The following is a 23,746-nucleotide window of genomic DNA, read 5'->3' on the forward strand; positions in this document are numbered from 1 at the left end:
TAACATATAATCCTAGACAATATTCAAACCCATTAAATTAAAAAGCAATAGCATTGCTTAGCTGTGAACCCTTTTGGGGATTGATACTATTCAACAAATTTAGTTTTTTAAGAATAAGTAACCCTATTTGCAGATAAAAAAAGACATCCCTTGCTTGATAGGTTACTACACAACTACAGTCAGTAGTTTATAGTGACGATAAAATAAAGTTGTTAAGTTTAGTCAGTACGTTTTTGGGCCCTAATTCAATATAAATACCTAATCCTTGTTTGGCGATTCCCTTGATACTTTCTTCCCAACGCACCGGATTTACCATCTGAAAAGTCATATTTTCTTTGATAAAGCCATCAAGATAGACTTCTTTTGTGAAATTTGATACTACTTTAATCTTTGGCGGATTAAAAGTATAATTTGATAAAAAATCACTAAACTCCTCAGACGCATTTTGCATCAGTGGGCAATGAAAAGCTCCCGAAATATTCAGTGGAATAGTACTTCCTCCAACTAATTCAATTTGATTTTTAAATAACTCAAGTTGATCTATTTCGCCTGACACAGTTATTTGTTTTGCTGAATTAAAATTGGCTATAAATACTTTGTTATAACTTTTTAATGTGTCTTCAATGATATCTTGACTGACGCCAATGACTGCTAACATGCCACCATTTGTATGTGCGCTCTCCATTAACTTCCCTCGTTTACATACAATCTCAACTCCAGTAATAAAATCATAAACACCTGATGCATATAAAGCATTAAATTCACCCAGTGAATGTCCCAATAAAAAATCAGGTTGTATTCCAATACTTTTAGCCTCTTCATAATACATTGAATTTATCGTAAATAGTGCAATTTGAGTTATGCTTGTTCTATTCAGCTCTTTTCCTCCATGCTCACATATTTCACGAATAGGAAAGCCTGAAATTTTACTCGCTATTTGAAATAAATTATTGTATTTGTCATAAAGATGAACCCCCATACCTTTAAATTGAGTCCCTTGCCCTGGAAACATTATCGTTAACATATTTATTCTCCTCGTATATTCAAAAAATTTTTATATAAGGGGGCGAGAATTTTTACCTCTTCCAAGTAGTTCGATAATACTAATCGATACTTCATTTTTAAAAGGAAAGTCCTTTATCCATCTATAAAAAGAAGATGCAATCCCCCCAACAAATGGAAAAATGACTAACCTGACCCTATTTAAAGGAGATTTTCTTACTATATTAGTTTCAGAATTTTCACTTATGCTTACTATGATGATATCTTTATATTCTGGTTTCTATTATTGTTTAAGTAACAGTGTTTAATTAAACTCTATTTTTTACTTTATTTTTTCCTAGAAAAATAATAAAAATTTTACGATGATAATAAATCAAGACAATATCTAACAGGCAAGCTATAACAATTAATAAAATGGTTTCTTTTGTTAAAACAGAATGAAATAAAAGATAATAGAACAACAAAAATAATCCGTATAAAAGAGCGACAGGAACAAAACTGTTTGCGACCAGTAAGGCCCCAATAAAAATCATCAATAATGAAAAAAATTGACTTACATTTTCGGTTTCTAATGATGTGTCAAGACTCAAATACCCGTTAGGTATTATATGAAACATTTTATTAAGCCCCAGAAATAGCATGATTACACCGAGAAAAATTCTTATATATGTCATCGTTTAACCTTTTCGTTTAGTTATTTTAAAACTGAACTAATGTAAATGCTGGTTATTCGCTACTTGCCATTTACCGGAAAGCCATCGGCTATTATAAACTGCAGCTCGAACCGTTTCATCGACTAATAGGACAATCCAAATACCAGGCAAGCCTATAGCAAGTTTTATACTTAGAAAGTAACCTAAGGGAATAGTTATACACCATGTAGTAAATACACTAAAAAATGCAGGAAACTTAGCATCTCCAGTTGCTGTTAGACTATAAGATAACATGGTAACCTGACTACGTATTGGTTCAATTACTATTCCAAGGCTGAGCAAAATAAGACCAGTTGAAATAACAAATGGATCATTTGTAAATATCATTAATAGCTTATCACCAAATGAAAACAATATTATTGCTATTATCAGGCTACCAAACATAGCTAATCGCATGTGTATGGAAATTATCTTATTGATAAGAATATACTTTTTTGCTCCATATAAATGAGATACCATAATTTGATTCCCAATTGATATCGACGATGCCCACGAAATACAGACAGTCAGAAAACTTAAGACAAACACTCTTGTTGCCATCGCGACTTCACCAATAATAATAGTAAATAGTGAAAGAACAAACATACCTATTTCTGTAGAAACAGGTTGAATAGCAGCAGGAATACCTATTGCTAGAATCGGATGGACTACTTTCTTGAAATTTTTAAAAACTTTACTAAAATCATATTGGTGATGCATTTTCTTAATTACAACATAAAGATAGTATAAACAGATAATACATTGAGAAAGGATTGTTGCTAATGCGACACCATATATACCCATATTGGAATAGTAGAGAAATAAATAGTTAAAAACGATATTAAGAATATTAACAATAACACCTGCATAAATATTATACTGTGTTTTACCTTGAGACATACATACTACACTCATTGAAAACTTAAGAGCCATAAAAAACAAGGCGACAGACATACATGAAAGGTATTTGCTTGCGAAATTCTCTGAATCGTTTGTCATTCCAAATAAGCTAACTAGCGTTGAAGATCCGAAAATTAATACAATACATAATATAAGTCCAAGCATTGCATTAATGATCAATGTTCCAGTGTATGTTAACTTTGCATTTTCAAGCTGTTGAGCACCCAGAAAGTGCCCTGAAACACTTATACCACCTTGTGCTATCATCATAAATAGCATTATAGATATTATTATTATTGGTAAAACAGCACCAACTGCTGCAGCGGCTGTAAGTGATATTTTGCTTAGAAAAATATTATCAATAAAAAACATAGAAAACGACAGTATCATATCGATGAATATTGGTATGCTTAGAGACCATATAGTAAAAGGCAGTTTATAATTCATTTATAGTCCTTGTATTATATAACGATAATATAATGGCTTCTATTTAGTGCTTTCTAAAAAACAGCCTTGCTAGAGAGCCATCTAAAGAAAATGTGGCAAAATTAATATAAGTAATAAAGCCACTAGCTTTGTTTTTACGATTTATTCATGATCGTCAATAAATTTTTCAAAAATAGGGATAAATAATTTTTCATGTGTTAAATATGGGAAATGGGCCGCACCCGGTATCAAGCTTAGCTGAGACCTTTTTACTCCATCACTAATTTCTTTTGAATGGCGAGGAGATATAATTCTATCTACATCACCATAAATGCAATGGGTAGGGATATTCAATTCAGGTAGCCACGGTAGAATAGACATATTTGTCACCTCATGTAAATATCTCAAGGCGACAAGAAAATTAACGCATTGAGAATTTAATAAGAGTTCACAACGTTCTTTTATTATATCTGCTTGCCATTGGTCTTGTTCACTAAAATTATTAATAATAGCGTTAAAGTCTTCTCTTAGTAATTCAGTAGAAGAATTTGCTAACTGTTCAAATTGATCACCCGATAAGTTATTTGAATCTGTAATATTAAGATCCGACGTATCATAGAATGCACCAATGAGCGTTAAAGATGACACTCTTTCTGGATATTGTTTAGCTATGTACATCGATGCAATACACCCTAAACAGGAACCAACTAGATGAAATGGTCTCTTAATTTCTAAGGCATCAATTGTTCGCATAACTGCTGTTGCAATACCCTTAGTATTACAGTCAGATACAGGATCACTTAAACCATAGCCGGGTGGGTTTATTACGATGAATTGATATTTTGTACGTAATGACGAATTTAATAAATAAAGCCACGTGGGTGCCGTCAATGCAACCGCAGGCATTAGTATCACAGGGATTCCTTGTCCGCTAATTACCACTTCCATTTTCCCGTAGTCTGTATCGACTAAACCATGCATGATACATTCTGTAGGATCAAATTTATTTATTGAATTTTTTTGTAAAGAAGGAATTAATGTCTTACTTTTATAATATTGGTAATATTCCTTTAAAAATTTTTCTCCTTCATTTAAATCCATTGTTCTTAGTATTTCTAGTTTTTCGGGTTCATTAAATTCAACCACTTTCGACTTTTCTTTAAAAGAAGGTTCTTCTTGCTCTAAAGTATCTTTTAGGTTAGAGACAATATTTTGAACTGATTTTATTCCTAGAGATGTTGCATTATTTAGAAATGATATAGCTTGCTCGCTATATTCATTAAACATGGATATAGCTACATCATTGATAGTTTGGTTATCTAATAAAACATTAATACTAATTTGACCAGCTCGTTCCTCAAGTGCCTTATGAATACTTAACAAAATCAATGAATCAACGCCAAAAACTAACATGTCATCATTTGCTCCGATGTCACTCTCATCAATTTTTAAGACTTCAGAAAATAGACTAACTAATTTAGCTTGTAAATTCTCAATACTGAGATCGGAAGTAGTAATTAAATCATTTTTTTCTAATGATGCTGTCTGTATAGTAGACATAACTGCATGTTGTTCCATTTGGTTAGCTACTCCTTTCTCAGTTTTGTCTGATACTAAAATAGCCGTTTCATTTTTTATCGTCTTTTTAAATCCCATTTGATTTATAACATTGTCTTCTGCTTTGAGCGCAATTAATTGATGGCACTTATTACTAATAACATATTCAATAATCCTAATACCCTCATTAATATTAATAAATCCTATTCCTTTATTTTTTAACATTTTTGATGCATTATCATCTATACCTTCCCAAAACCCCCAATTAATAGAATAAGCAGTAATTCCTTTCTGTGAAATAGATTTTGAAATCTGATTTTGATATGAACATCCCGAGGTGTATGAACTCCATCCAATGCTACCGACATACGCTTCGGCAGATGAAAATAAAATAATGAAGTCTGGTTGTCTATTTTTAAATAGAGTTGAGAGGTTTTCAGTACCTGTTATTTTTGAAGAAATAGCCTGACTTAATTTTGAATCAGACAAATTATTTATTCGACAAATTTCTTTATCCATTGCCAGATGTAATACTCCATTTATCTTACCAAATCTATGCTCAATATCCTCTACAGTTTCTGTCAATTTTGTTATATCTTGAATATTAAGGGAATAATAGAGACACTCACCTCCTAATTGGTTTATAAACGCTATTTTCTCTTTGCGAGACTCATTTAGTGGTGATCGGTTTATCCAGACAATTTTTGCCTGTTGACTTGATGCTAAATATTTACTGAGTTGATATCCAACCGTTCCTCCCCCTCCAATTAATAAATAAACTCCATTTTTTTTGAACACCTCTTGATAGTGATTTTTTTGCTCAGGAATATACTCAACTATTTGACGAGTTAGCAATTCATCACGTCTGATAAAATGTTCCATTTCATAACTGCTGTTTAATTGTCCATAAAGAATAGCTAAAGAATTATCAGGGACAGAACTAAGCCAGTCTACATCAGTTAACTTAATATTAATTTTAGGGTATTCTCTTGCAAAACTCCTCAAATACCCCGACAACCCGCCAGCTAAAGTAGATATTTCATCAACATCCCTAACTGCTTCACAAAAGCGAGTAAACACATATATCCTAAATTTGTTATCATTGTTGTCATTATTATCTTTAATATTTAGGAGACACTTCATTAGTTTATGAAAAAAGGTGACTTCTTGTACGGGATCAATACTCATATCATTTTGACAAAACGAGTCACCAAAAAACATGATTTGATTAATGTTTTTATTTTCTTTTAAAATTTGCTCTATAAAATTTAATTGACTTATGTTTTCTACCCAATGGGTAGCATCTATATTTTTTGCTTCACAATTAACGTCATAAAATACAGTGTAAACATTTTTAAAGTGACAAGCGTTTACTAGTTTTTCAATATTTAAATCTTCTTTATTAGGTAAAAGGACCAAACATTCAATATTATTTCTATCGATGCTTTCTGTATTTATTATATTTGCTACTCCGAATTTTGGACTAAAAAACCGATAACTAGTATTTTCCCTCGGAAATATATTATTAGTATTACTTGAGAAGTAGAGTGAAGGTTGTTTTTTATTATTGAAAATAATCGCATCAACACTTCCATTTTCATTTCTATCTAACACAATCCATCCATCTTCCGATATGCGATCTAATAGGAGTATATCGTTATTAAATATATCGCTTATATCTTCATCTTTAACACCGATAAAGTCGGCTAACAGCTGATGTAAAATTGATATAGCTATAATTGGAGCTGAAACTTTGGGTATCTCTATATAGCTGGCTACAATGGTATTTTCTGTCATAAAAATACCTTCTAAACCAAGTAGATCTAGTTTCTTTTTATTATTTATAGCTGTATTTTTTTGTAATAAAAAGTGAGCATTATTACTAACAAATTCACTTTTTATTAGATCTGATGCTGTTACATATCCACTAGCAATAGGCGCTTCATTATCAGAGTAAAAAAGACTTATTTTCATTGCCGTCGAGTCTTGTATAGCATCAACGGTAATTGAAGATAAATCAATCAATTTAGCTGGTAAAGATATATCATTTATATGAAAAGATCCTTTAGTCAAATGTTCATAAGAATTTTGAATTAATCTTCCAAGGAGAAAACTTTTTTTTAGCCCTGAGCTTGATAAAAAATATAAATCATTTGCTTCGTTTTTATTTGAATCAACGTTTGAAATACTTTTTTCGGTTTCTATGATAGGTGAGGAATCAATATCCTTAATATTGGGTAAAACCGCTGTTGGAGCCCAACAAATTATTTTAGCAAAAGGATATAGGGGTAATGAAACAGTTATAGGCTTTTCTTTTCCATAGAATGTATCCCAATCGATATCGACACCTTTACACCAGAGTTCAGCTACCCTTATATGATTTTTTTGCGCTATCAGCTGTTTAATAAATGTTTTATCTTTTTCTCCAACTTGTGGAGTTATTGCAGGATTAGTTTTAAGATTACCCGTAAAAATTTTTGTATTTTGTTTTTCTGATAATGCGTCCTTTAATACTGATTGAAACTCTGATAAGCTATTTGCTGTTATAGCGACTCTACAAGAAAGATGTTCTCTTCCTGTCTGCATCGTATAAGCCATTGAGCTAAGATATAAACGCTCAGCATTTCCTTCGGCTATATATTTTTTATATTTTTTTGGTATTACAATATTTTTTAAATCAAAAACAGTTTTACACTGACTAATCTCTTGTTCAGTTATAAAAATATTACAATTTTTAGATAATGCGACAATTAAATCAGACGTGCTTTCCTCCATCGTTAATAAATCTGTTAATAAATCGTTATTGCTGAGTAAAGAAGTACTGATAGACGTTACCTCATTTAAAGAATTCATAATCGTCTCAACAATTGGAGTCTCTTCTATCTTTTCACGTATACGCAATAACTCATCAACAAAATTTGAATAACTATTTATTAAATTATTAAGAGAGGTATCATCACGAGCTGATATTGGAAATATATATTCGTCACTGATGTTAGTCTCAATAGTTGGTGAAATATATTCTTCAATAATCATATGTGCATTTGAGCCGCCTGCACCAAATGAATTTATTGCAGCTCTTCTTGGTAATGCTTTAAAATAACCATTATCATTTATTAATTGCTGTTTCCATGGACCTAGACTTTTTTGTAGAAAAAACGGGGTTTTATCAAACTGAATATTTTTGTTTTCATTTTCTAAATGTATTGATGGAACTAGAGTTTTTTCTTCTAGTTGCTTGATAACCTTAGCTATGCTAGCAAATGAAGCCGCAGATTCTAGATGTCCAATATTTGATTTAACTGAACCAATTGAACAAAACTGCTTGTCATTAGTATATTTATCAAAGACCATCATCATTCCCCTGATTTCAATAGGGTCACCAAGAGCCGTCCCTGGGGCGTGAGCTTCGACATATGAAATTGTCGAAGGATCAATGTTAAATCTTTCTAATGCTGAAGTCATTAATTCAGCTTGAGATTTAGCACTAGGTACGGTAAATCCATTAACCTTTCCGCCATGATTTATGCTTGTCGCTTTAATCACACCATATATGTGGTCGTTATCCTTTATAGCCTGACTCATGGATTTAAGCAGTATTGCTCCAACACCTTCTGAAGGTACATAACCATCTCCATCAGCACTAAAGCTTTTACAACGACCATGCGATGAAGCAAAACCCGTTTTAGATAAAACAAAATATTTATTTGGGTGAGTTGTTAAATTTACGCCACCAGCAATAGCCATATCTATTTCACCAGAACGAATGCTTTCACAAGCAAGATGAACTGTTGTCATTGATCCTGAGCACATAGTATCTAACGGTATACTTGGACCTTTTAGATTAAAAAAATAAGATGCTCTATTGGCAATCGAGGCATATGACGATCCGGTAGATGCATCCATTGCACCATAGAGATGATAAAGTCCCCACATAACACTCACATATAGTCCAACTTTATAGTTAGCTAGTTTTTTCTGATTATACCCAGCATCTTCAAATGTATGGTATACGGTTTCGAGAAAAAGTCTTTCTTGAGGATCTAATGATTCTGCCTCAAGTTTACTCATACCAAAGAACAAAGGATCAAAAGTACGATGATCACTTAAGAATCCGCCCCATTTAAGGTAGGACTTCCCTGCCATTCCTTTTTTTTCGTCCCAATAATCCTGCCATTTCCATAACCGTTCTGGAACAGTAGTAATACAGTCTTTGGCATTAACTAAGTTTTGCCAAAAAGTCTCTATATCATCTGCTTGAGGAAAACGACCTGCGATACCAATTATTGCCACATCGTTTTTAGAATAACTTGGGTCATCGTGTGCCACTGTTGTTTGGCTTTCAATTGGGGTTTCATCAATAGAGTTAATTTGCTCACTTCTTGATTTAGATACAATTGAAGGACTAGTATCAAAAACTGGAGGGATAATTTTGTTATCGGTATTTAAATGAGTGATAGTTGGCTCTTGTTTAGGTATAATATGAGAATTATGATTTATATCCTTAAGCTGCGACGTAGAGTCTTCTTTAGCTCTAAAATCACCCTGTAGCTCAGAATGAGGGACATGATGAAGAGACGTATTTTGCTTTTGCATTTTTTCGGTTAAAATATCTGCATATTCACCTAATATATATTCTACTAATTCTGCTATAGTTGGAAACTCAAATAATAACGATTTACTTAATTCCCCAAAAGTATTTTCTAATACTCTAATAATTGATACGCTCATAACCGAATCAATACCATATTCATCAAAAGCGACATTTTCTTTTAATAGCGATGGATCGATCATTGTTTCATTACTAATTACTTTTTTAATCAATTCAAATGTAAAGTTTTTAATATTCATTATAAAGTCACCATCATTTATTTAGGAAAAATTGTTTATATTCAGTTTACTATATTTAAAAAATATACAAGGAATTCAAAAATTTTTCATATACAAGCTTATTACCGCAAGCTAAGAAATCTATTTCTAGATTAGCGTTTTCTGTGACACTTTTTAGAATATTTAATGCAGTATCATCTTCTAATGGAATAAATCCTTTTGTCTCAATAAACGCTAACTCTTTTTGAGAAATGTTCATACCATCTTTCCAAGCTGGCCAAGCTATACATATATTCCTTCCAGATCGGAGCCCTTGTTCCACAAGTGATGATCGATACTCAGTAAAACGCTCCAATACTCGGTTAGCAAAGGCATAGTCAGTGCATCCTACATGGCCCGTAATAGAAACTAATGATGAAGAAACTAAAAAAAAGTCGAGGTTATCCAATTTCGTGGCTTCATCAAAGTAATAAGCACCCAGAATTTTGCCTCGAACAATACGCTCATAGTCTTCTTCTTTTTTATTAATCATAAGAGAGTTAGGTGGCATACCTGCGCAATGGATTACTCCTCCAATAGATCCATATTTGTTCCGGGCGTCGGAAACTATGTTAAAAACCGACTCCTTATTTGTCACATTTATCGGTTTATATTCCCAATTTTTTGATTTATCAGAAAGTAACTGCCTTTTTTCAAAAGATAATTCATCTAATGAAGAAGTACCCATTAATACTACTTTAGCACCTAAATTTGATATGTAAGTGGCAATAAATCTACCAACTCTTCCCATTCCTCCTGTAATTAAGTAGACTTTTGATGGATCGATCTTCCAGTCATTATTTTTACTTCCTATATCACCAGCATTTTTCAAGGTTAATGTATAAATTGCCTGACTATCTAGATGAATCTTGAAAGAAGTTGATACTGTTTGACAGGAGATTAACGCTATTTTTCTTTTTATATCTGAAGAAATCGTATCAAGATCAATGTTTTTATCAGAATGTATTATAATAGTTTTTACTGAAATCAGAGGGCACTCATGCGAAACTGCTCTCCCAAAAGCATCTATTGCTTTCAATAACGATGATGCTTCATTCTCTTTTTCATACATTATAATAATATTCAATGAAACCTTTTGTTTTACTTTAGACTTAATCCATTTTTGAGTCCAAAAATAAACTCGTTTTTGCCAATGAAGTGCTTGCTCTAATGTAAAGCGATTTGCATTCACAACAATATTTAATACATCAATTTTCTTAGCATCTTCATGTATATTTGTAATGCTTGAGGTATTTATTAAACTACCAGGATTATCATCATTTAAAATATTTATAAATGGAGCATCTAGCATTAAAGCAAACCTCTCTTCTTTATCGTCGGCTCCAAATCCAAGACACTGGTGATTCAAATAGATAGTATTATCTGTTTCTAATTCGACTTTTTTCCATGTTTCAACAAATTTTGTCGCTTGCTGTGGCTCTATATGGTGATCTTCTGCTTTCTCTGGTCGTATAGCAAGTCCTATACACCCATTTATTTCCATAAGTACAGTCCCTGACTTATTAAATGCTAAAATATGGTATTTTGCTAATTCATTAGCTTGGCTATTTATCCGAAATACCCGTGCATACATAGTTTTTTCGACGGGTCCATTTATAAGTATCTTGTCGATTGAAAAAGGAATACATAGCTGTTGCGGCAAAACATAGCACTGATGTAGAATCGACGTTTGGAGAACTGAATCAATAGCTGCAATTTTTAGATCAATACTTGACTCATCTATCGTTACCTCTTCTTTTCCTTTAATCTGGCTTAACGCTTCATTTTCAGAAAACCAGATTTGGTTAATGATTTTTAAACTTTCACCGAATCTAATACCCATCTCACTAAATTTAGTGTAAATATCAATATCAGACATAGAACTATCAAATTCTTTCGTTCCATCTGACAGTTTTTCCGATGATATAGTGTCCGGGCAACATTTAATGTCGGCGCTACAATTCTTGATTTTTATATCATCTTGAAAAGTATAAAAAAAGATACTTTTACTATCATTATTTGTTTTTTCAATTTCAATATTGATTTCAACAGGGAAATCAGAGAGAAACAAGATTGGTTTATACCACACAATATTACAAATGCTTATTATTCCACGGAGTCCTAAATGGTTATAAGCGATGTCTTCTATAAAAGAAATATAGGCTGCTGATGGTAAGACTTTTTGATTATTAATAACATGATCACGGACATACCTATGTTTAGAGGATATTATAAGTTGGAATTTATTCTGTTCTAACTGATATAAGCAGTAACGGATTTTATTATAATGAGACTCCAACAATACCTTAGGAAGAAAAGTATTTTTCGCGAATGGATACACTATAGCTGGAATTCTTTTAGGGCTACCCTCATATAGATCTGCTAATTCTATTGTTTCTATTTTGTCTAACCAGCCCTTTACAATATTGATTACTCCTTTTTGTTCGAAACACTGTTTCTCACCATATAAAGAATACTCACCATCACTTATTTTTTCATTTATTAAAAAGGATTTGTCTTTATTATAAAAACTATGTAGGGCTTGAATTAACTGTTGCTTTTTAGTCGCTAGAAAAACAACTTTTTTATTGAATTGTTCTCGACCTATTTGAAAAGTATAAAGTAAATTAGCAAGTTCATTTTCATCTATTTTTTCAACCGAGTCTTTAATTAATCTTACATATTCAAATAATTGTTCTTCGCTTTTAGCAGAAACAGGTAAAAATAGAGTCTTCGCTATAACTTTTGCGGGAAACTCTTTATATTCTTCAACTATTACATGTGCATTAACACCACCAAAGCCAAATGAGCTAATAGCTGCTTTTCTAGTAATATCTTTAAAAGATGAACTGCTCCATGATTGTAATTTTTTAGATAAATATAACGGACTATTTTCTAAATTAATTTTGCTATTTACAGTTTCTAAGTGAACTATAGGTGGAATTAATCGTTCTTTTAAACACATAGTAACTTTTAATATACCGGCAATACCTGCAGCAGCTTCACAGTGACCAATACTCGTTTTAACTGAACCAACAGAAATACTGTCAGGCATTAATTGTATACCCCCTTGCTCAATTGCTAATGATGATATCGCGCTTTTTAATCCTTCAATTTCAATGGGATCTCCTAGCTGGGTTCCTGTGCCATGAGCCTCACAGTAACCAAGACCATCAATATCAACTTTATAGTCTTTGTAGGCTTTTTGAATTAAATTTGATTGAGCTTTTGCATTGGGAGCAGTTAAAGACGACGAATGTCCGCCATGATTAACAGACGAACCGCGAATAATCGCATAAATATGATCATTATCCTCGACAGCTTTACTATATGGTTTAACTAATATAAGACCTAGTCCTTCACTTCTAACGTATCCATTTGCCCTTGAGTCAAATGTTTTACAACGACAATCGTTGGCTAACACATTTACTTTAGATAAACTTATCTGGGTATAAGGATCCATTAGTAAATTAATTCCACCAACAATAGCCATTGAGCAATCGCCATTACTAATTGCTCTTTGTGCATTATGAAGAGCAACTAAAGAACTTGAGCAAGTAGTATCTATAGTTTCACTAGGACCACTCCAGTCAAAAACATAATTAATCCTATTACTAATAAACGAACGTCCCGATCCTGTTAAGGTAAAGCCATCGACTATATGCTTCCCCTGAATTAATAGATTATTATATTCATCGCCAGTAGAACCAATAAATACCCCAATATTTTCCCCTTTAAGATCAGACGGTTTATAACCAGAGTCTTCTAATGTATGCCATACACCTTGTAGCAGTAGTCTCTGTTTCGGATCCATAAGTTCTGCTTCTCTAGGAGATAGCTTAAAAAAGGCTGCATCAAACTCATAAATATCATCGATAAACCCACCTTCGTTAGCTTTAGATGTGTTACCATTATGACCATATATTTGCTCCCAACTCCAACGAGACGTGGGTATTTTATCAATGCAGTCGCGACCATCTTTTATATTTTGCCAAAATAGATCTAAATTATTAGCTTTAGGCATACGACAGTGAGTTCCAATAATGGCTAAAGAGCCCTTATAGATGTCATCTTTTAACATCATTTTACCAGGACTAGATGTTTCATTAAGGGAACATGATTCAGACTCAGACTCAATTTTATCCAATGATATCGAATCAGATTTATCCAATTCCTTTATAGCAAAATCAACTAAATGGTTGAGCGTTGGCAACTCAAATAATAAAACGGGGCTAATTTCTCTATTAAACATATCACCTAATTGTGCGCTTAAAATAGTATAATGGAGAGAATTAAACCCTAATTGCCCTAAACCTATATCGTCGTCAATTGTATCTCGAGAAATATTGGCAATTTCTGATATAGCATTACGAATATTTAACTTTATTTCATTATACTGTTTTTTATTTACTGTTTTAATGTCACTCATGTATATTCCTTAAATGTTCTTTAAAGATAAGAGTAATTCTTTTCTATCTATTTTTCCGTTTTCGGTTATGGGATACTCTAAGACAGAAACAAACTGATCAGGAATCATGTAATTCGGAAGACTTTGCTTAAGAATATTTTTATACTTAGATAAAAGAAATGAATCCGTTTCAAGAGGCGCTAAGAAAAATCCAACTAATACTGGAGATGACAAATTTGATTTATCTATTAATACAATGGGGTCAATGAAACCAATAGAAGACATTACTGATTCAATTTCACTTAATTCGACTCGATAACCTCGAATTTTTACCTGATTATCTGATCTTCCCATAAATTCAATATTACCATCAGGTAAAAAACGAGCTTTATCTCCGGTATCATACATTCTTATATGACTATCATTTTGAAATGGATCTGATATAAATGATTTAGAAGTTAAATCTTCAGCATTAACATAGCCTTCACTAAGGCAGTCACCAGAAATAAAGAGTCCTCCAACCTCATTTATATTACATGGTTTTTTTTCATCATTGAGAATATAGTAACGTGCATTTTGAATTGGTTTTCCATAAGGAATACTATTCCAATTTGCATCTATATACGTCACATTAAAATAGTTTGACCATACTGTCGCTTCGGTAGCTCCACCTAAAGAAACTAATTGAGTATTGGGCAAATATTCTAAGATCTGACTTGAAAGGCTTATGGGTATCCAGTCGCCACTAAAAAATATTAACCTTAAACTTAATTTTTTAATTACGTCGGGTTTCATTAAAAATGGAGCTATCATTTGAAAATATGCTGGGGCCGAATTCCAAAAAGTAATAGGTTCATTGTATAAGATGTTTTTAATTGCTAAAGCATCCTTTTTATCCTGACTAGACAGTATGCGAACACTAGCACCATATGAAAAAAATCCAAATATATCAAATATTGATAAATCAAAAGCTATTGAATTTACCCATAAAACACGATCTGAATGGTTAAAATGGTATTGCTGTTTCATCCATTCAATTAAATTAATGACAGGACGATGTTTAACCATAACCCCTTTAGGTTCACCAGTGCTACCACTAGTAAAAATAATATAAGCTAAGGTATTTGATTTAGAATAGTCAATAATTTCAAAATCCGAATCAAGGTCATCCCATTTTAAAAATGATTCAGTATATAGTTTTGCAATATCTGAGGAATTAAATGAATCAATCAATTGGTGATCCCCTATCAATAAAATAGATTTTGAGCGTTTTAACATTTTTTCTTGTCTATCAACTGGATCATTTTCATTTAGCGGTACAAATATTGCACCAAGCCTTAAAATACCGTACAAAATAGCCAATAGCTGAGTATTTCTCTCCATTTTTACTGCAACCACATCACCATTTGATATATGGTATTTTTCATTTAAATATTTAGCATAATGACAGCTAAGAAACTGTAATTGACGATAAGTAAAAGCTAGACTTTCTTCTATTGTTGCAATATTTAGGCTATTATTTTGAACAGCTTTATCAAATAAGCTAACCATAGTATCTTCTTGATTAAAATCGACTTTAGTTTGATTTAATTTGATCTGTAGTTCGAAAGGATCTATAACATTATTATAGAGCCGTTTTTCAGAGCCTTTACTGATTTCATCCTCAAGCAGTTCTTTAAATTTTTCGAACATCACAGGTATAAGCGGTCCAAAAACTTCGTTTAGAGCATATGTCAATTCTATGCATAAGGTATTGTCTTGACGGTAAACGAAACAATCAATCATTACACCATGTGTATTTGAGTTACAATAAACACAGTTATTTGCTGTTGTTATTTGATTTGCATCTAAAGCATTTGTAAATACAAATGAAAATGCTAGATTATGTTTTTTTGACATAATAGAAAATAAATTAAAAAAACTATTTGCCCGATCATAATCCAGTGAGTTTTGTATTTGATTGAATGTACTTGAGTCACTAGATAAAACAGCAAATGAGCTAAAGTCACCTAAAGAATTAGCCCAACCAGGCTTTAGCCTGCGATGTATATATTCCACAATTAATATTGGCTGGTTCTGAATTTTTTGTGGCAGGGCTGCTCGAAAAAAGTGAATAATAATTGCATCTAGACCCACTTGCTGTTGATTAGAAAGGGTAATTAACTTATCTAGACCATCAATCTTATGTCTTAACGTATTTGTTGAGTTTATTTTACTTGGTGAATAAATAGGAATCTCTGAAAATATATTATCCAACTTATTGGACCAATATTTTTCTGCAACCTTACCAATACTATTTTTACTCATACTCTGTTGCAGAGTTGCATAGTCTAATGATGCTGTGAATGATAATTCGCTTTGTTGTTCGTCTATTGAAGACAAATTATATTTAGTAATAACTTCATCAGAAAACTTTATTATTGAAAAACCATCAAAATATAAACTCTTAAATAGAAATTGAAGAAAATAGCATCCATCATATTCCATTAATGCAATAAAATATCCAGGCCATTGATTTCGATTTTTTAGCATTTCAAATATCAGTCGGCGTTCAGACTCTTGAAATGCTGCGTCAATATTTTCTGGATAAACATTAGCCCAGTTAATATAGAGTAAAGGATAATCTACAGAAGACTGTTCAAAATATGACTGCCCCCTAAAGTTAATTACTGTTTTTAGGACACTATGTTTTGTTTCTAATTCATTTAAAATATTAATAAGCTTATTCTTATTTAATTCATTAACTTTATAACCCCGAACAACATATGAATCTATATTATTTGGGTTCATATGATTTTGAGTGAGATAGGACTGCATCAAAAAAGTTAACGGTGCAGTCTTGACCTGCTTATCTAAATTGCCGTCAAAGTTTAAATAATTTATCTGTTCGTTGTTTTTATCTATTTCATTTTTAATAATTAACTCAAAATGGTTAACAAATTCTTCCATTAGTTTACTTGCTTCATCTTTTGGGAGAAAACGTTGATCTATGTCCCAACATAGTGAAATTAGCTCCTGTTCTTCAATAATTTTACAGTGTAGATTTACTCCGCTAGCTATTCCTTGCTCTTCATTTATATAATTAGAGAAACTTGACTCATTATGAATATGTTGAAATCCAGAATAGACAATCGATATTTTCTTATTTATCGCATTTATACGCATAGCTTTAACGCTACTTACCTGGCTATGTTCAAGGTCATGATAGAAGTTTTTTTGAATATTCTGAGCAAAATTAGAAAAAGACTCGTTTTTTCTCACATCAGCAATATATATCATACTAGAGGAAAAAGGCCCCACAACAAGATCAATATCTGGATGAATCGGAGGGCGATTTTTTAATGTCATTACTAGAGCAAAAGAATTTTTCTTTTGATAAATAGAAAGCCAGTCAAGAAAAACTGCAAATAACCCACAGGAAGTAGTAATAGATAGACGTTTAAAAATAAGTTTCATCTTTTCAGATATTTTTACCGGTAAATGCATATGTAATCTGATAAATGGTACCGCTTCAGCCTCTGTTTTTGTATTCTCAGTAACGAGTTGCTGTTCTTCTTTTGTTATAAGATCTCTAGGCTGATTTATTCTAGGTAAATATGCAGGTTCCCAGTCGCCACTTAATTTAATAGCCCAATATGATAATGAGTCTTTATATTCTTTAGTTGTCTCAAGTTTAACCTGATAATCAAGAAATTCGGCAAAACTAAACTTAGGTACAACAGGGTTATAATGTTCCTCATGATAGAACATATATAATTGATGAAGTAAAATTTTAGCACTATGAGCATCAACTATTGAAGAATCTATACATAGATGTAGTATATAGTTATAAGCATCTATCTTTGATAAAAAGACTTCATAAAGAGGGTAACGTTCAGGTTTAGATATGTTGCTTAACATAGATTTGAATACTTTATCAATATGATGTTCAATATCTTCGCCTGTTAATAATAAATCCTCATATTTTATCTTTTCCTCTTCAATCTCATTTAATATTGTCTGTTTTCCGTCACTCTTTATCATGGCTCTGAGCATCGGATGAAACTTTGTCAGTTTATTCCAGGTATTTTGGAGTAATTCTATTGAAATATTTGGAAATAAAATTTCCGAGTATACACAACTACCTATCGCATCAATCCCTTTTCTTGATAATTTACAGACTATATTATTAGTTTGAAGGTCTGTAAGTGGTAAATCAATTCTATTTTTATTGAGTCCTTTATGAATTTGTGTATTCAAATTATCATTCGATGATATTTCAATACAATTACTCGCACTATTTAATATAAGATCTATTAATTTACCAAAACTAATATTATTCATAATGTCAAAAACATTAATTTTGATGGCAAACTCTTGATAAATAGTTTTCTGTAATGAAAGAGCTTTTAGCGAGTCAAGTCCAATATTTGAGAATGATTGCTCATACATAGAGTCATCATATTCAATGCCAATTACTTCTTTAAATATTTCTAATATCTTTTCCAAAATATTTGGAGTATTAATCTTTCCAACTTGCCTATATTGTTGGTCTAGATTTAAATCTATTTCCATTTTTTTTTCTGGAATAGAAAATTTATATTTTTTCCCAAAATCTCTACTTATTGGTAACGTAATCTTGCGATAATCTGTTCCCTTGAATTGCTCTTTCGCGATGGAATTACCATTATTTTCGACTTGCTTAGCAAAAAGTTTCAGTTGAGGTGAACTTTCTTCAAACAAGTTAATTCCTTTATTAATATTTGTAGATTTATCAATTGCTATTTTTAAACAGTTTTCGAAGTCTTCTACTGAATACACGGAAAAAGCCCAACCATAAGACTCTACTTCTCTATTTGCTAGAGTAAAGGCGATAGACGTAATAGATTCATCAGAATGCTTTAAAAAGTTTGCAATAGCTGTCAAATAATGTATTAAAGATTTAATACTACTTGCAGTGATTACTATTTGCCATTCATTTGCAGAAATAGCATCATTACTTTTAATTGGTAATGGATCCCATGATTCTACTAAACAAGCACTATTAGTCCCGCTCAAGCCAAAAGAACTAACACAGGCTCTGCGAATTGGATGATTCCATGTTTGAAGGCTAGTTGGTATATGAAAGGTATTAGAAAATTTTGGATTAATATAGCGGTTTAATTCAGTAAAGTTCCTTTGTGGAGGAATTAATCCATACTTAACAATATGTAAGACTTTTATAAGCGAAGCCACTCCAGAGGAAGCAGCTAAATGTCCAATATTTGATTTTAAAGAGCCGATGGCACAAAGTTGGTCTTTTCGTTCATTACCAAAAACTTGTAGTAATGCTTGAGCTTCGATGGGATCCCCTAGTTTGGTTCCTGTACCATGTGCTTCTACATAACCAATAGTATTTGGTTTAATATCAGCCTTTGCTAGTATATTTCTATACAAATTAGCTTGAGAGTCCCCATTAGGAGCCGTTATTGAGTTAGAGTATCCATCATGATTAACTGCACTTGCCTTTATAACTCCATATATTTGGTCTTTATCTACAATAGCTTGTGATAATTTTTTCAAAAGAATAAAAGCCACCCCTTCTCCATTTACAAAACCATCAGACTGATTATCAAAAGGCCGGCATTCTCCAGATCGAGACAATACTCCAAGATCAGATGATTTTACGAAAAAATCAGGATCAAGTGCTAGCGATACTCCCCCAGCAAAAGCCATGAGAGATTCTCCAGAACGAATACTTGAGCAAGCCATATGTATCGCAACCATCGATGATGAACATGCAGTATCTAATACAAAAGAAGGTCCATGAATACCTAGTAAATAGGAAATTCTACCAGCAAGAAAAGCATTATCATTACCAACAAATGCAGCTGCACCTTTATATTGTTCATTTGCTTTTAATACACTCTGGTACTCAGACTGGCGTGCACCAATAAACACACCTATAGATTTCTCTTTTAAATCATTACGACAATATCCTGCATCTTGGATAACTTGTCTTACAGTAGATAGACAAAGGCGCTGTTGAGGATCCATATAAAGCGCTTCATTTGGTGTTATACCATATAATTCAGCTTCAAAACTAAATGGATCGTCTAAAAAACCACCCCATTTACTTGACGAATAACCTAATTGTAAGTTGTCAGAATCATAAAACTGTTCTAGAGACCAACGTTCAGGAGGAATCTCTTTAATGGAAGTCTGATTGTTAATTATCAGTTGCCATAATTCTGGAATAGATTCAGCCCCTGGGAATTTGCCGGCCATTCCAATTACTGCGATATCATCTTCGATACTTAAATTTTTGTTTATTTCCGTGGTATGTTCAACAATATAATCCTTTTTACTTAACGATTCTGATAATGCATAAATATTAGGGTGATTATATAATTCTGAAATATCTAAGGGTTGTTTTTGACATATCGATAAAGCTTCTTTTAATTCGATAATTGTGATTGAGTCAAAACCTAAGTTAACCCAATTATTATTATACTCTTCAATTCCAACCTTACGTTGTAGTATAGACTGAACAGCATTTACAATTGTACGTCGTATTTGATCGATTGAGGACTCCATCGTCAGGCATGTATTTAAAGTTTCCAACGAACCATCATTAATCGGACGATTCATAAGGTCGACGCGGTCTATTTTTCCGTTAATTAACTTCGGTAAACTTTTTAAACAAATGAGTCTATGAGGAACCATACTAGCTGGTGCTTTAGAACTAATCTCTGATTTTAATATATGCTCAGGAACAGTTAGTCCATTATTTTCAGTATACCAAGCTATAATTTGTTTACTACCACGAGAAGTTTCTCTACATGTAACGCAAACTTCATTTACAGATTGATTTTCTAAGATGATTTCTTCTATTGCACTAAGTTCTACAGCTTGCCCATTAATCTTTACTTTATTGTCTCGCCTTCCATTTAAAATAAATCTATCATGTTGATCACGATAGCCATAATCTCCAGTAAGATAGATTCTGTGCCCATTAATGGTGTTATTTTTTAATTCGATAAAACGTTGAGCTGTAACACTTGGTAAATCATAATAATAAAGAGCTAGTGAGTGACCTGAAACACAAATTTCACCTTCAGAATTGTCTTCCACTAGATTCAAATTCTCATCTCGGATTTCAATATTTGAGTTGGGTATAGACAAAAATCCGGAAGGAGAATTTGAATCTAGTGTTCGTTCGGAAAAGCCGATAGTATAAGTTTCTGTTGAACCATAATCTTCTAAAAGAAGTGAATTTGGGAATACAGAGTAAAAATCAACAACATCAGCACGACGAAGAATTTCGCCACAAACAATCACTCTTTTTAAACAGAGATTATTAACTAGATGTTGAGTTTTTTGATAATTCATAAGAATTCGTAATATAGAAGGTACCGTTGTTATATGTGTAATTCTATTATCAGCTAAAAATTCAAGCATTTTTTGAGGGGACTGTATTAAAGAGGAGGGAATCATTACTGTAGTTATTCCAGTTAATAAGCCGCAAAGCAAATCACCCACTGAGGGAATGACATTTATTCTAGATACGACTGAAATAATATCATTTTGATTTAATGGATAGCTATTCAACATCCAGACGAGTCTATTCAAAACAGATCTCTGACTATGTACAACTCCTTTGGGCTTACTTGTTGAACCAGAAGTATATATCAAAAAGGCGGGGATATTTAATGAACAACCATCTAATATCAGATTGTCAGGTGCATTATATGAAATAACTTGTTCATAGGAAATTAATCTAGTATCTGTAAATATATTTGATACATCGCCATCACACATAATAGCACTAAGATTAGTCGATTTGACTAGTTGTTTTTTATATTCTATTGGCAGCTCTTTCTCTATTGGAACATATACTAATTCTAAATGCCATAATGCAATTATAACGGCAACTAAAAATGGTGTTTTGTCACAATGAACTCCAATAAAAGACCCTTTATTTTGAGAAAGATTCATTTCCTCAAGGGCGGCGACAGTTTGACCGACAAGCGAACGGAGATTGCTAAAAGTTATACTTTGCTTGCCGTTTTCCGACCATATAATGGCTAGACTTTCAGGATTTTGGGAACATATCTTATCAAATAACTTTGGAATAGAAGTTAAAAAATAGTCATTTGATTCGGTTCCTAGATCTATTTCTTTAATCATTTTATTCACTTTATATAATAAGGAATAGACAATGATAATGATACAAAAACATAATTATCGTAATTAAAGATTAACGTTATATTTTTGAATAACCATATCATTAACCCGTTTATATTTTTATTCTTTACTTCAGTATTTTTATATTCTTGTATATTTTTTCTTCTATAATTTCACACTCTATAACATAAATTTAATATTTACAAGAGGTTAATATGAGACTTTCTTCACAAAAAATAACATCCATATTGCTATCTCTCTTCTGAAAAAAATATTTAAGGCAGGGTCTTTTCTAATTAGTTTATATGATTGTAATAGTAAGGACTTTATCACGAATATAATAGAATTTGACATAAATAACTTTATGTCTTTGAAATTCACTTGAAAGATCTTTATCTAATTCAAATAATAAAACATTATCTTTTAGATTAACATGTTTCAATATTGCACAGTCAAAACCAAAATAGAAGCCAACTTTTGGGTATAAAGTTTTAAATATACTTTCTTTAGCAGAAAATATAGTAGTAAACAGGCAATTATATGAAATTGGTTTATTTAATAAAAATTGATTCTCATAATCAGAAATAATATATTTACTAATTTGATTACAAGTTTCATTATCAATAATATGTTCAATATCAACGCCTATACCGATAATATTTGAGCTCTTAGTAACAGCGCAGCATGCACTGCCTTGACTATGAGATATAGAGCCTTTAAGCGGAAAAGGGAATATTGGAACTCTATTTTCTCCAATTAATATTTGAAATTTCTTAATTAATATCTTTTGAATTGCGACACTAGCTGAGTATCTGCCAGCTAGATACTCCATTTTTCGCTTTATCACGGAAAGCATTATTTGTTTTGGAAAAAAAATATCATATTTTTCATATAAATTATCATCATAATATTCTGAAGTAAAAGTACAAACATGCACAATAACATCGTTAATCTTATGATCCCAAAAAAACATCTCTTCAGAGAAAAAATTTCCGATTGCCATTTAAACAGATCTCTGTTACTTATTTCTTCATTAAATAATTTTTATACTCTTGATAATTTTTAGGAATCGAAAGTTTTTTCAATTTTTCCCAATGAGCTATTACTTCTTGACGTGTTATATCTTTATAGTCACTATCGGCCAAAAAATCGGTAATAAAATTATTATAGCGAGTCGATGGAATCCTTGGCAATCTTCCTTCTGTAGTCATTAACTTATATAGTTGATTGATTAAATCTAAATAAGTCAATGTTTTATTATTTCTAATTTGTTCTTTTCTCCAGTCATTTAGCCAATACCACTGACCTGATTTGTCTTTTATATTTGGTGCAATTTTATGTATCTCTTCTTTTAGAAAAGACTTAGTAATTTTGTCACTAACATAATTAATGACTAATGAATCACAAGATAACCGATCTCTATTTCCGCTTGTTTTGCGATTTGAAACATTCTTAGGTAAAAGTAGATTTGTTTTTCCAGATAGATAGGCCTTAATATGTTCCTCAACTTCATTTTTCCTCAAGCAACCAACATTTATGCCTAAAGTTTTAGCGAATTCTTTAAGTTCAATCGCGTAAAAATAGTTATTATCAAATTCTTCAATTGACATATTTTTATTTAATTTACTCATATGTTTATTCCCCACTAAATTTGATTTCATCCACCGTATTAAACATGTTTAATTAAAAAATTTCCATTAAAATTAATACAAATTTTCTGAGAAAAGATAAAAATACTAATTGATCC

General features: G+C 31.7%; 8 protein-coding genes. All 8 read right to left on the reverse strand.

Annotated features, from left to right (window positions below):
* Nucleotides 1–187: 187 nt before the first annotated feature.
* Nucleotides 188–1,024, reverse strand: coding sequence for an ACP S-malonyltransferase (fabD, locus tag ACSYSW_RS06910; RefSeq protein WP_491705758.1), 837 nt, complete (start codon nucleotides 1,022–1,024; stop codon nucleotides 188–190).
* Between the two features lie 286 nt (nucleotides 1,025–1,310).
* The gene (locus ACSYSW_RS06915; protein WP_491706231.1) at nucleotides 1,311–1,676 is read right to left on the reverse strand and encodes a hypothetical protein; all 366 of its coding nucleotides are present in this window, start codon (nucleotides 1,674–1,676) and stop codon (nucleotides 1,311–1,313) included.
* A gap of 36 nt (nucleotides 1,677–1,712) precedes the next feature.
* Nucleotides 1,713–3,041, reverse strand: coding sequence for an MATE family efflux transporter (locus tag ACSYSW_RS06920; protein ID WP_491705756.1), 1,329 nt, complete (start codon nucleotides 3,039–3,041; stop codon nucleotides 1,713–1,715).
* Between the two features lie 141 nt (nucleotides 3,042–3,182).
* The gene (locus ACSYSW_RS06925) at nucleotides 3,183–9,428 is read right to left on the reverse strand and encodes an alpha/beta fold hydrolase (protein ID WP_491705755.1); all 6,246 of its coding nucleotides are present in this window, start codon (nucleotides 9,426–9,428) and stop codon (nucleotides 3,183–3,185) included.
* 55 nt (nucleotides 9,429–9,483) lie between these two features.
* Complete coding sequence (locus ACSYSW_RS06930; RefSeq protein ID WP_491706232.1) at nucleotides 9,484–13,875, reverse strand: SDR family NAD(P)-dependent oxidoreductase; 4,392 nt, start codon at nucleotides 13,873–13,875, stop codon at nucleotides 9,484–9,486.
* A 9-nt stretch (nucleotides 13,876–13,884) separates the two neighbouring features.
* Entirely contained in the window at nucleotides 13,885–22,002 is an 8,118-nt protein-coding gene (locus tag ACSYSW_RS06935; protein ID WP_491706233.1) for an amino acid adenylation domain-containing protein, read from the reverse strand.
* 298 nt (nucleotides 22,003–22,300) lie between these two features.
* Complete coding sequence (locus ACSYSW_RS06940; RefSeq protein WP_491705752.1) at nucleotides 22,301–23,002, reverse strand: 4'-phosphopantetheinyl transferase family protein; 702 nt, start codon at nucleotides 23,000–23,002, stop codon at nucleotides 22,301–22,303.
* Nucleotides 23,003–23,021: 19 nt separating this feature from the next.
* Complete coding sequence (locus ACSYSW_RS06945) at nucleotides 23,022–23,630, reverse strand: hypothetical protein (RefSeq protein ID WP_491705751.1); 609 nt, start codon at nucleotides 23,628–23,630, stop codon at nucleotides 23,022–23,024.
* Nucleotides 23,631–23,746: the final 116 nt, after the last annotated feature.

The organism is Gilliamella sp. ESL1225 (assembly GCF_058502635.1).